Here is an 11,164-nt window from a genome sequence, read left to right as displayed (position 1 = left end):
AGAGTACAATGGGAGATCTTAAACTATTTCAAATAAGCGAACAGGGTACGGAAGAATTATACGGTCAATCAATGGCGATTGAAAAATCTCTACAACAATTGTTCGAGAAAAATTTAGAGCAGTTGCTCGGTATTCGTTTTGTTGCTTCTGAGTACAGCACGGGTCGTACACACGGTGGTCGGATTGATACGCTTGGGTTAGATGAAAATAACTCGCCTGTCATTATTGAATACAAGCGGTCGACAAACGAAAATGTGATTAACCAAGGATTGTTCTATTTGGACTGGTTACTCGATCACCAAGCAGAGTTCGAACTATCGATTTTGAAGCAGTACGGGAAAGAAGTGTCCGATACGATCGATTGGAGTAATCCGCGTCTCGTCTGTATCGCTGGTGGCTTCACGAAGTATGATGAGCACGCTGTTAAACAAATCAATCGCAATATCGAATTGTACCAGTATAAATATTACGAGAATGGCCTGTTGCTACTGGACCTCGTCAATGCGACGACAGCGAAACCTATCACGACTTCATCGGATTTCTCCGTGACAAGTAAGACGGTCAGTGACTACTTGAAACAAGCGACCGTGGAATCGAAGGATTTATTTGATGGAATCGTTTCGTATCTTATGGCACTCGGTGATGATGTGCAAGAAAATGTAACGAAGCACTATATTGCATACAAGCGTATTAAAAATTTCGCCTGTGTAGAATTTCATCCGAGCACGCAAAAGATTTTGATGTATGTGAAAGTGAACCCGGATACCGTAACGCTCGAACCTGGCTTTACGCGAGATATGCGAGGGATTGGACATTATGGAACCGGAGATTTAGAAATTGTCTTATATTCTGATGCAGACTTTGAAAAAGCGAAGCCTTACATCGAGAAAAGCTATGAAGCAAATTGATTATGTGGACTCCATCACTGTGATGGAGTTTTTTTGTCTCAGAAGTACACTTCTCATTTGAACCCTATCCGTTATTTTATCTACCTAATATTAGGAAATCCGTTATAGTGGATGAAATGATTGAACAACGGGGAAGGATGAGGGAAAGATGAACCAGTATTATTTAACAGAATGGCGAGCGTTAACGAAAGCAACGGACGTGACACTCCATCTCTATACTGTACCGCTCCAGGATCCATCGTCACGACATACGCAGGGCGGGAAGTTGATTTTTCAACTAAACAAATTGAACAACTTTCAACCGATTGTGTTCTTTGATCAGTACATTGCTTCGTTTGAGGAAATCAAACAGTGGGGAAACGAAGCGTTTCTACAATACGAAGCACGTCCGATCAATCTTTCACGTAACGTCGAGCGAACGTTACTCGAACGACTGTTGAAAAAACAGTTGGAGCGATTGGGACATCCGCAGTACATGATGAACCGAGGGAAGTTCCGCTCCAAACAGGCGCATCCACAGTCGACAAGTGGGCTCCTCATCTATCCGGCACTCGATCTCAACGTGAACGTGTCTGAGACGAATGAAATTGTCTTTGGATTCGATTTGACCCATCAATTTGAATACCGCGAAAACCTACTGCAACAGCTCAAGCGTGAGCCGAAATCCGTGTCTGTAGGAATGCGTGTCATCGATTCGACGCATCCGAAGTCGTATGAGTACGAATTTGTAGAAGTTGCGCCATATCGAGCGAGTGAAGTGAGTCCGATTCTAAAGTGTTCGATCATTGATTATTTCGCAAAGAAAGATCCAAAACGAATCATCGCACCCGACGCACTCGTCGTACATGTCAAAGATCGAAACCATCACATTCTTCCATACTTACCGGAGCAACTGAAACAAAGTTGTTCATTCGAGACGATTCCAGCGAAACAGCTCGGCGCAGTCAATCGAATCATCAAATTGTCGCCTGACGCGCGAATGTCGAAACTGATGCCGCAAGCACTCGAGTTGATCGGTCGACTGCCGATGCTGAAATTTGAACGGCAAGATGTACGAGCGGCTCGTCTCGGCTATACCATCAAAACGTTATCCTCTCCGCGCCTTCGCTTCGGTCATGGAAAGACGGCGAGCTATGCCAAGGGTGGCTTGAATCAAGGCGGCGTATTTGAAACAGGGGAAGCGACGGTCAGTTTCTTTGTCGACCCGAAATTACGTGATCGCCAAAAAGTGCAACAAGTCCTCGATTTTATCAAGAAGCTTCAGACCACGTCTGAACGCTTTGGTGTGACACTCAACGTCTCAAATAAACCAAAGGGACTGAGCCAAACGCTCTCTACCGATTTGTTGCAGGCAGAAGACGTCATATTCCAATTGAAGAATGTCCCGAAACACTTTGAAGGTGTCGTCGTCGTCATCGCCGAGGAAGCATCGCTCAATCATTCGTATCAAGCCATTAAGCGGGAATTTGGTGGGAAACATGATGTCGTGACGCAATGTGTGGAGCTGCATGACCGCGTTCTGAACTCTGAGGACACGTTATACAACATCCTGCTCGGTGTATACGTAAAGGCAGGCCTCCAGCCTTGGATTCTCGGTGAACCGCTCCACTCTGATTGTTTTGTCGGGTTAGACGTAAGCCATGAGAATGGAAAACATGCGTCGGGCATCATTCAAATCATTGGGAAAGACGGGGCGATGATTAAGCAGAAATCACTCTCGACAAGTGAAGCGGGGGAGAAAATCAGTGCTGAGACGATGCGGGAAATCGTCTATGACACGCTTCATGCATTTGAAGAACAGTATGGTCATGCGCCAACGCATATCACGTTCCACCGGGATGGATTCTGCCGCGAAGATTTGGCTCTCATCGACTCGCTTCTTTCTCCACGTGGGATTCAGTTCGACTACGTGGAAATTTTGAAGAATGTCAATCGACGGATGGCGATTCATGAAGAAGGATGGAAGACCTCGCAGGGGCTTAGTTATACAAAGGAACGCATGGGCTATCTTCTTGCGACCAATCCAAGCAAGCATGTCGGGATGGCGAAACCGCTCAAAGTGGTGCAACAGACAAACGTCTTACCGTTTGAGGCTGTGTTAAGTGATGTGTATCGTTTATCGTTCATGCATGTCCACTCGCTCTTAAAGACACGACTGCCGATTACGACACACTATGCGGACTTGAGTTCGACGTTCCATAACCGTGGATTGATCAATGCAAATACGCGACATGAAGAGGCGTTGCCGTTTGTATAACATGTGGAGTTGAAAGGTATCGTATAATTAGATTGAGACAATACTAGGAGGTAGAGTGATGAGTGAAAAAGGAGAAATCAGTCAATCCGCAAAACAGCTTATGGAAAATGAACATGCGTTAAATGACATCCCTTTTAAACAATATGAAACACTTTTAAAGCATACTCCAGACGTCATAAATGCAGTTAGCAATATGGGAGGAGTCGGCTCGAAATCGCAAGACAAAGTGTACAGTACGATCGATAAAGCGATTGATGTCTTTTCTGAACAACTCAAAGACGACAACCTAACGGATGAAACTAGAGACAAACTCAATGATCGGATTGAGCGAATGGTGGATAAGTCATTTCAAAAAGATTCGGAGTTCAAGAGATGGATGGGTGCATCGATTGTAGCCGGAGTCAGTGGTGCCGCATTGGCACTAGCAAAAAATCCAGAAGCGAGAAAAACGCTGATTAATTTGCTGACGAAGAAGGGCTGAATGTAGCAAATAGGATAGTTGTACGAAGTTTTTAAAATAGCAGGAGCGACGATTCAATTCGTCGCTCTTTTCTAGTTCACCTGATCTATTCTCCATTACCGATACACTAGCATTCAAACTGGTCGTTTGTTAAAACGAAACTTAAGTAGTACTGATACGTAAAAGAAAGTGAGAAAGGGGAGGGGGATAATGGCGCCACGTTGCACGAATTGTCACTACAAATGGAGAATAAAAGAAGTTTTAGCACTCGGTTTTTCTAGGGACGGAAAAGACTGCCCAAATTGTGGTCAAAAACAATTCATTTCTGCTGAAACTCAAAGTTTGTTGACCTTGGGATACTTAAGCCTCGTATTCGTTCCGTTTATCCTACTTTGGATTAAATTAAGTGATCACGATGAGAACGCAAGCAGATGATTAAATTCCTAGGACTATGCTTATCTATTGGTTTAGCGTATTGGGCCCTCGATTATGGGATTCACGATGAAGGGTTAGGGTTTCGTAGAACGGTGCCGTTGTTTACCGTGCTGCCGTCGTGTATTTTATACGTAGTTCTTTATGGAATGGATTTAAAAGAACGCTTTAAAAAAAGCGACGAGTAACATCGTCGCTTTTTAGTCTGTCTGTTTCCGGTTATACATCACAATACTCCCGACGAACATCACAAGCGCCCAGGCAGACAGAATCACGAGCTCTATCCATGTAGAGCCGAGTCCAGCTCCCGCTTCGATTTGATGAGCGAGGTCGATCAAGACGATGTTCGGCAAGTACTCGAGGAGACCGATGATGGAGAAGCGGTCCTCGTATACCAACAGCATCGGTGAGAACGAGAAGAAGAAAAACGCCGGCATGACGATGAGTGAGGCTTCCATGACCGTCTTCGTCATCAATCCGAGAATCGTTCCAATCCCGATATAAAAGAACGTCGAGACGATGAGTGCGAGTGAGATGACGAGAAGGTTCGCCGGGCTGTATCCCATGATAAAGGCACACGCCGCGATGAGGATGAGCGTCGTCACGAACGTGAGCGCGCTCTTTCCGAGTAAGATGTCGAGCGTGCTTGCAGGCGATAACATCAGCCCGCGGAGCGTGTTCTTCTCTTTCTCTTCGGCAATCAAGGCACACTGGACGAACGTCGCGACGAGGCTGAACGTGATGTTGATGACGAAGTATGTCACGTCGATGCCTCCTCCGCCGAGCTGTGAATAGAAGACGGCGAAGAACAGCGGCATAATCAACGTCGACGAGACGAATAAGTTCCGCGACAAGTCTTTATAGTCTTTCTGGAAAATGGCGAGTGCCCGTTTCATTGAAAATGTCATGATAATTTCCTCCCCGTCACTTCGATAAAGATATCCCCGAGCGTCGGCTCGTTTGAATGAATGGCCGCGATATTTTGGTCGCGCATTTGTGCATGGAGCCAGTCGGCCCCGTCTTTTCCTTGTTTCAAGTCCACCGTTTCCCCGTCATGCAGTTCGACGCGCATGGAGCCATTCGCATAGTTCCGGCGCAATCGTTTCGGAGCGTCGAGCAGTTGAATCTCTCCTTGATGTAAGAAGGCGACACGGTCGCACAATTCTTCGGCCTCATTCATGTCGTGCGTCGTCAAAAAGATGGTCGTCCCTTTGGCCTTCAACCGTTCGATGCCTTTATAGATGTGGCGTGAGTTGACCGGATCGAGTGCCGACGTCGGCTCATCTAAAAACAACAGTTCCGGTTCATGTAACAACGCCCGGGCCAGTGTCACCCGTTGCAGCATCCCACGTGATAAGGCGGAGATGCGTTTTTTGCGTTCCCCGGCCAAGTTCACCGTCTGGAGCACGTCATCGATTCGTGTGCGTGGCTCGTCGTATAAGTCGCAGTAAAGTTGTAAGTTCTCTTCGATGGAGAGACGCGTGTACAGTCCGCTGTTATCGGTCAATACACCAATCCGTTTCCGATACTGTTCTTGTTTCAACTCCGAGACCGGGACGCCGAACACGGTTGCGTCACCTGATGTCTGCGCGAGTTGGGACGTCAAGATTTTGATGGTCGTCGTCTTCCCTGATCCACTCGGTCCAAGAAAGCCGAACACTTCTCCCTTGCCGACAGAAAACGTCACGTCGCGTAACGCCTCTTCATTACCGAATAGCTTTTTTAATCCGTTCACTTGAATGATTGAGTCCATTCTCGTTCCTCCTTGTCGATGTCGTCTTGCTTGCTTACATCATATCGAGAGGAAGAGGAGAGCGCATTAGAATGGCGGTAACTGGCGCTTTTCGAGGAGCGAGTGGAGCAAATGAACCGGTGAATGGAGCCTATTTCAGCCCGATCATCGTCTTCAATTCGGCCATTTTCGTCTTCGAGAGCGGGATGGTCGTCTTCGCCGAATCGTCGAGCACGAGACTGAAACTGTTCTTCGTATACGTGATCACTTCCCGCACTCGTTGAAGGTTGACGATGTACGACCGATGGCAGCGGAAGAAGCCGTATGGGGTCAGACGCGTCTCGAGCTCGTTCATCGTGAAGACGCTCGGGAACTGTTCGGACTGACTGTGCAATACGGATTGTCCGTCCTGACTCTCGATGTAGTCGATTTCCGGCGGGTCGAGCAAGACGATTTTCTCGTTCACTTTCGTCGGGATTTTCTCGAAGCGGACGTGCATCACGTCAGGGGTGACGTCTTCACTCGTATCCGGTTCATCCGGCTCCACGTCGAGTAGGCGTAGGTGTCGGTGGTCGATGCGATAGACGGTCGACGTGACGAACAGGGCGCTCTCCATGTTGCTCGTCAGGAGCAGGATGACTTTTTGTTGCTGTTTCAGTTGCATTAAGACGGTCGCGAACAAGTGCCGCGTCTCTTGGTCGACGTTTTGATCCGGTTCTTCAAGCACATAGATATCCCGGTTATGTAAGAGCAGGGCCGCGTATTGGACGCGCCGAACGAGAGACAAGCTGAGCCGGTTTAATCGTTTGTTCCGGTATGGGGTGAGTTGAACGGTTTGCAGGACTGTATCCAGCGATTCCGTCGATTCGTAGAGCGTGTGCGTGAAACGCAAATATTCCTCGACCGTCAACCGGTCATATAACCCGTCACGTATGGAGAAGACCGAAAGCGTGCAATTTTGTGTATCGATGGTCCCAGAGTAGTTCGCGTGCGAGTCCGTCAATAGCGCGAACAATATTTCCCGGGAAGTGACGCCGCAGTGGATGGCTGCGACTTCACCCTGATTGATGGTGAACGAGATATTTTCAAGGATGAGCGTGTCCTGTTGGCGAACAGAGACGTTGTCGAACGTAAGCACCGAATCCCTCCCTTTTTAGTTGGAGTATACCATTGATTCAGGAAAGACTTGAGTAATGAATTGGAATAAGACTATGCTAAACTGGAGATAATTTGAAATTGAGAAAAACGTATTCAAGGGAGCGAACGTGGAGATGAACGAAGTACAACGATTGATGGACAAAGTGATTGAATTCTGTGACGAGCGTGATTGGGCGTTCCACCATAACCCGAAAGACTTGGCATTATCGTTATCGCTCGAGGCGAGCGAACTGTTGGAGTTGTTCCAATGGGTGTCGAGTGAAGAAGCGCTCGAGACGAAACACGTCGAGATGAAAGAAGAACTCGCGGATGTCCTCATCTACGCGTTGACGTTCGCCCATGCGGCAGGAATCGATGTGTCGCAGGCGATTGAAGAGAAGCTCGAGAAAAATGCGGTGAAGTATCCGAGTCCGAACGCCTAAGTTGTAATCGACCGATTAACCCTGACCATTATTTTCACTACTTCTTGATGTGAAATCGGATAAAGTGGTGAAAGAATAAGTCTGGAGAGGGTTAATGAATATGGGCATCTATTATACGTATCAGCATGAAGACGCTTGGAAAATAGCATTGGAGCGAGGGTATCTCCAAGGTGATCCTCGCTACGCCATGTTCAATGACGAAGGATTCGAATTTTTCAAACCGGCTTATGACTGGATGGTTGAACAATATGAGCAACGAATTGGAATTCCGCTAAACGGAAACTATCCGGTTTGGTGTCGGGACGAGTTTCCTGACCTAAGCAGTGACGGACAGATCGGACAAGGGAATAAAGGTATGGTGTTAACGGTTGAATTACCGGACGATCAAGTCTTGGCTTCGGAAGTTTCATTTTGGGACTTCGTTCCGTATCACTCTACTTTTTCTGATACGGCCGAAGCATTTGACCACCGGGAAGACATTGATCCGGCATATACACGAAAGTCTTGGGAAAAAATCTTTGACCAGAAATGGTGCGAAGCGATGGCGGTCAATCGGTCAATCGAGGCCCCTGATTACCAATACGTGATTCATCGGATCGAGCTACATCAAGTCCGAGCCGTCATGCCGTTTCAAAATTTGGGTGATAGTTGGACGGACCGGATCCGAAGATTGGGTTGGCGTCTCGGTTATCGACTTGGTTTGAAAAAGTCGATTCCATTTCAGTGGCGAGACCAAATTGGGTTGACGGAAATTAGTTGAACAAAAGGAGTCTGGTTCCATGACGCAGCGCGAACGGTTCAATCATTTGTATGAAAGCGGCAAGCGCTCGACCCGTCAGGCAATCATTCTGTTTGCACTGATTACAGGAATCAGTGTGATCTTGATGATGATTGGCGAGCGTCGTCTCGCTGAATTCATCTGGTTCCTTCTAGTGTTTCCATCTGTCGGTCTCGTGAAAATAGGGGCCCGGACGAACACGTTGCTGCGCTTCAACCAGTCCGCCGAGTATAAGCGGCTTGTGCGTCTCGAATGGTGGACAGCATTTGGACTGATTGGAGCATATGTTGTATTGATCTTGACGCTACTGCTCAATCCGGAACTAATCAGTGTGACGGTTGGCGCAACCGGTATTTATGGAATCGGAATCATTGTGTCGTCTCGTCTCGATCAAAGACTTGGCAAAGTTGACCCGGAGCACGTGACGCACAAAGTGTATGCCCGAGGGAAAGTCGGTTACTTCAACTCATAAAAGCCGGAAAAAGGGAGTAGCGCGCGCTACTCCCTTTCGTTTACCCGATCGACCAGCTGTTTTGCTTCAACGAGTGTCATATTGTATGTCTCTCGTAAATACCGAATTGCTGGAATGATACCATCCGTGTCTATTTTTTCTTTTAACGTTGCAACCAATTCATCGTCTTGTACAAGCAGATTGGTCTGGAGTTGCTTTCGTTTCAATGCACTCATATCCTTTGCTTGTTGCGCAATGATATTGAGCAAGAAGGCGTTCAAAAACAACGAAGCAGTCAACATGATCGTGGTCCAATCCATTCAACCACTCCTTTCGATTTACGGGCGAGTCTCCATCTTCTCTTCAATTTGATCGAGTCGTTCTACTAACACGTTGAATTGCTCTTGTTGACGAGCGGCTACTTGACGCTCAAACTCAAGCCGTTCATCAGCACGCTGTTCATAACGGTTCATAAATTTCATGACCATCACGATGACGGTGATGGCTAAAATAATCGGCAAGAATGTCACCAATAAGCCGAATAACGAGACGAATGCTATGTTCATTCTGTCTTCCTCCCCTTTATGTAATCTACGGATTCTGCTTTTTAATCGATATAAGAAACAAAAAAACGTATCCTTTCTAATTGAATACGTTTTAATACGCTATTTGGTTTCATCAATCGGAACGTATCCCGGTTTTGTGCGTCGTCGCTTCACATCAGATTCGAAGTAATACATCGGCGTAAACAATCCTGCCGAAAGATAAATCATAAAAAAGGTTTCTAGTAATAGCGACACTGGAAGGCTATAGCCAATTATGAGGATATGGATAGGGACAAAGAACAACATGAATGCATAAAACATTGTACCTTCCGTTTTAATAAACCGATATAACCCTCGCATTAACAAGATGTAAGGAAATAAGATGTAATAGAAGAAACGCTTCATGTCGCAACGCCCTTTCCCGAGCGATTCGCTCAAATCATATAGATGCATCTTTTTCAGTATAATGGGAGCACCACGTATAGAGAAGGAGTATTTATATGACCAAATCAATCGCCATCATCGGAGCGGGCGCGAGCGGGTTATATGCCGCATCGCTCCTCACTGAGAAAGGCTATGACGTCACCGTGTTCGAGGCGCGCGACCGTATCGGGGGACGGGTGTTGAGCCATGACGGTTTCGACCTCGGTCCGACCTGGTATTGGCCAGAGACGGAGACGTCAATCACGCAACTCATCGAACGGCTCGGTCTCCCGACGTTCACACAATATACGACCGGTGATTTGATGCTCGAGCGACAGTTCGGTGTCATCGAGCGCCATACGCTCCCGCCAGGTCACACCATCCCATCAATGCGACTCGTGGGTGGCATGGCTAGTTTGACGACGGCGCTGGCAGCAACCTTGCCTGCTGGGACAATTCAACTCGAGTCGACGGTCACCTCGATCAAACAGACCGAAGATGAGGTAACGATTGAACTCGAAACAGGATGGTCCCAAGCTTTCACACACGTCATTATGGCCATCCCGCCACGACTCGTCTCACGTATCAGCTTCCAACCAGAACTGTCTGAAGCGACGAAGGCGAAGCTAGTGAAAACGCCGACCTGGATGGCTGGACAGGCGAAAGTACTCGCCGTGTATGACCGCCCGTTTTGGCGAGACAGTGGTCAATCTGGTCAAGGCATGAGCTGGGCCGGGGTGTTGCAGGAGATTCATGACGCCTCACAACCGGGCGGATTGGCCGCGTTATTCGGCTTCTTCCGGTTGTCTGCTGCCGAACGCTCGGTACTCGACCGGGACGAGCTGAATCGTCGCGTCATCGATCAACTCGTGCGACTGTTCGGGGAAGAAGCGCGCCATCCGCGTGACGTGTTATACGTCGATTGGTCGAGTGATTGTGACACGGCAAGCCCACGAGATGCCCAGCCGTTGACTGACTTCCCGGTCTATCAACCGATCGCGCTCGATTCAGCATGGGAAGGACGACTCTCACTCGCTGGGACGGAGACGGACTCCTTGTTCGGCGGTCACATCGAAGGCGCGCTTCGGGCAGCGGAACGTGTCGTCAATCAACTCTAACCAAAAATGCGTATCCTCCCGAGTCAGGGACGATACGCATTTTTCATTTGAATTTTTTGATCATCAGCGCCAGCGAACGATTGATCATCGTCATCTCGTCATCTTCGAGCACGGAGAACATCTCTTCGGCGAGCCGTTCTTCAATCGCATCGATTTGTTTCGAATATTCCATACCGATTGGGCCGAGACGGATGAAACTCTCACGTAAGTTGTCCGGGTTCTTCTCTTTTTGGACGAACTCACGTTGTTCGAGCACTTTGAGCACTTGGCTGACCGCGCTCTTCGAGATATTCATCTTCGTGGCAATCTCGGTCGTCGTCCAAGTGTCTTGTCGTTTGAACAGGAGTAACATCTGTTCTTGCTGGTAACTGAGTTCGAATTCGTTCAACTCGGTAAAATATTTGGTGAACAACAAGTCGAGCTCGTCAATTTGACGGTACATCTCGATGACTTGCTGTTTGCGTGTGTCGTTCAATCGTC

At 47.7% G+C, this 11,164-nt stretch carries 13 protein-coding genes; 7 read left to right on the top strand and 6 right to left on the bottom strand.

Annotated features, from left to right (window positions below):
- Positions 1-8 precede the first annotated feature (8 nt).
- The 3 genes from KNP79_RS12220 (at position 9) to KNP79_RS12210 (ending at position 3,646) form a co-directional block, all read left to right on the top strand.
- A complete protein-coding gene (locus KNP79_RS12220) occupies positions 9-908 on the top strand; it encodes a DUF5655 domain-containing protein (RefSeq protein ID WP_215192562.1) in 900 nt (299 codons plus the stop codon).
- A gap of 148 nt (positions 909-1,056) precedes the next feature.
- The gene (locus KNP79_RS12215) at positions 1,057-3,165 is read left to right on the top strand and encodes a Piwi domain-containing protein (RefSeq protein WP_215192561.1); all 2,109 of its coding nucleotides are present in this window, start codon (positions 1,057-1,059) and stop codon (positions 3,163-3,165) included.
- Between the two features lie 58 nt (positions 3,166-3,223).
- The gene (locus KNP79_RS12210; RefSeq protein WP_214712039.1) at positions 3,224-3,646 is read left to right on the top strand and encodes a hypothetical protein; all 423 of its coding nucleotides are present in this window, start codon (positions 3,224-3,226) and stop codon (positions 3,644-3,646) included.
- A 611-nt stretch (positions 3,647-4,257) separates the two neighbouring features.
- Here the strand turns inward: KNP79_RS12210 and KNP79_RS12205 are convergent.
- From KNP79_RS12205 to KNP79_RS15885, 3 genes are all read right to left on the bottom strand, one after another.
- A complete protein-coding gene (locus KNP79_RS12205; RefSeq protein ID WP_215192559.1) occupies positions 4,258-4,965 on the bottom strand; it encodes an ABC transporter permease in 708 nt (235 codons plus the stop codon).
- Complete coding sequence (locus KNP79_RS12200) at positions 4,962-5,810, bottom strand: ABC transporter ATP-binding protein (protein ID WP_215192557.1); 849 nt, start codon at positions 5,808-5,810, stop codon at positions 4,962-4,964. Before KNP79_RS12200 ends, KNP79_RS12205 begins: the two co-directional genes overlap by 4 nt.
- 130 nt (positions 5,811-5,940) lie before the next feature.
- Positions 5,941-6,927, bottom strand: a complete 987-nt coding sequence (locus KNP79_RS15885) for a LytTR family transcriptional regulator DNA-binding domain-containing protein (RefSeq protein WP_215192556.1) — start codon at positions 6,925-6,927, stop codon at positions 5,941-5,943.
- Positions 6,928-7,060: 133 nt separating this feature from the next.
- Between KNP79_RS15885 and KNP79_RS12190 the strand changes: the two genes are divergently transcribed.
- The 3 genes from KNP79_RS12190 (at position 7,061) to KNP79_RS12180 (ending at position 8,619) form a co-directional block, all read left to right on the top strand.
- A complete protein-coding gene (locus KNP79_RS12190) occupies positions 7,061-7,369 on the top strand; it encodes a nucleotide pyrophosphohydrolase (protein WP_215192554.1) in 309 nt (102 codons plus the stop codon).
- 94 nt (positions 7,370-7,463) lie between these two features.
- On the top strand, positions 7,464-8,129 hold the full coding sequence (locus tag KNP79_RS12185; protein WP_215192553.1) for a DUF3841 domain-containing protein: 666 nt from the start codon (positions 7,464-7,466) through the stop codon (positions 8,127-8,129).
- 19 nt (positions 8,130-8,148) lie between these two features.
- On the top strand, positions 8,149-8,619 hold the full coding sequence (locus tag KNP79_RS12180; RefSeq protein ID WP_215192551.1) for a hypothetical protein: 471 nt from the start codon (positions 8,149-8,151) through the stop codon (positions 8,617-8,619).
- 26 nt (positions 8,620-8,645) lie between these two features.
- Here the strand turns inward: KNP79_RS12180 and KNP79_RS12175 are convergent, their stop codons facing one another.
- Both KNP79_RS12175 and KNP79_RS12170 read right to left on the bottom strand, forming a co-directional pair.
- Positions 8,646-8,918 carry a hypothetical protein gene (locus tag KNP79_RS12175; protein ID WP_215192549.1) on the bottom strand — a complete coding sequence of 91 codons (273 nt, stop codon included), beginning with the start codon at positions 8,916-8,918 and terminating at the stop codon, positions 8,646-8,648.
- A gap of 18 nt (positions 8,919-8,936) precedes the next feature.
- The gene (locus tag KNP79_RS12170) at positions 8,937-9,164 is read right to left on the bottom strand and encodes a hypothetical protein (protein ID WP_215192547.1); all 228 of its coding nucleotides are present in this window, start codon (positions 9,162-9,164) and stop codon (positions 8,937-8,939) included.
- A gap of 479 nt (positions 9,165-9,643) precedes the next feature.
- On the opposite strand from KNP79_RS12170, the gene KNP79_RS12165 reads away from it, so the two are divergent.
- A complete protein-coding gene (locus tag KNP79_RS12165) occupies positions 9,644-10,684 on the top strand; it encodes a flavin monoamine oxidase family protein (protein ID WP_215192546.1) in 1,041 nt (346 codons plus the stop codon).
- Between the two features lie 43 nt (positions 10,685-10,727).
- Here the strand turns inward: KNP79_RS12165 and KNP79_RS12160 are convergent, their stop codons facing one another.
- Positions 10,728-11,159, bottom strand: a complete 432-nt coding sequence (locus KNP79_RS12160) for a MarR family winged helix-turn-helix transcriptional regulator (protein ID WP_232819589.1) — start codon at positions 11,157-11,159, stop codon at positions 10,728-10,730.
- Between the last annotated feature and the right edge of the window lie 5 nt (positions 11,160-11,164).

This window comes from Exiguobacterium sp. s7 (assembly GCF_018618195.1).
Lineage (GTDB): Bacteria > Bacillota > Bacilli > Exiguobacteriales > Exiguobacteriaceae > Exiguobacterium > Exiguobacterium mexicanum_A.
This window is presented reverse-complemented; position numbering and strand designations above follow the sequence as displayed.

Coding starts and splice junctions, on each gene's coding strand:
- KNP79_RS12190 (WP_215192554.1), top strand. CDS start 7,061: ATGAACGAAGTACAACGATTGATGGACAAAGTGATTGAATTCTGTGAC.
- KNP79_RS12185 (WP_215192553.1), top strand. CDS start 7,464: ATGAATATGGGCATCTATTATACGTATCAGCATGAAGACGCTTGGAAA.
- KNP79_RS12205 (WP_215192559.1), bottom strand. CDS start 4,965: ATGACATTTTCAATGAAACGGGCACTCGCCATTTTCCAGAAAGACTAT.
- KNP79_RS12180 (WP_215192551.1), top strand. CDS start 8,149: ATGACGCAGCGCGAACGGTTCAATCATTTGTATGAAAGCGGCAAGCGC.
- KNP79_RS12170 (WP_215192547.1), bottom strand. CDS start 9,164: ATGAACATAGCATTCGTCTCGTTATTCGGCTTATTGGTGACATTCTTG.
- KNP79_RS12215 (WP_215192561.1), top strand. CDS start 1,057: ATGAACCAGTATTATTTAACAGAATGGCGAGCGTTAACGAAAGCAACG.
- KNP79_RS12175 (WP_215192549.1), bottom strand. CDS start 8,918: ATGGATTGGACCACGATCATGTTGACTGCTTCGTTGTTTTTGAACGCC.
- KNP79_RS12165 (WP_215192546.1), top strand. CDS start 9,644: ATGACCAAATCAATCGCCATCATCGGAGCGGGCGCGAGCGGGTTATAT.
- KNP79_RS12200 (WP_215192557.1), bottom strand. CDS start 5,810: ATGGACTCAATCATTCAAGTGAACGGATTAAAAAAGCTATTCGGTAAT.
- KNP79_RS12220 (WP_215192562.1), top strand. CDS start 9: ATGGGAGATCTTAAACTATTTCAAATAAGCGAACAGGGTACGGAAGAA.
- KNP79_RS12210 (WP_214712039.1), top strand. CDS start 3,224: ATGAGTGAAAAAGGAGAAATCAGTCAATCCGCAAAACAGCTTATGGAA.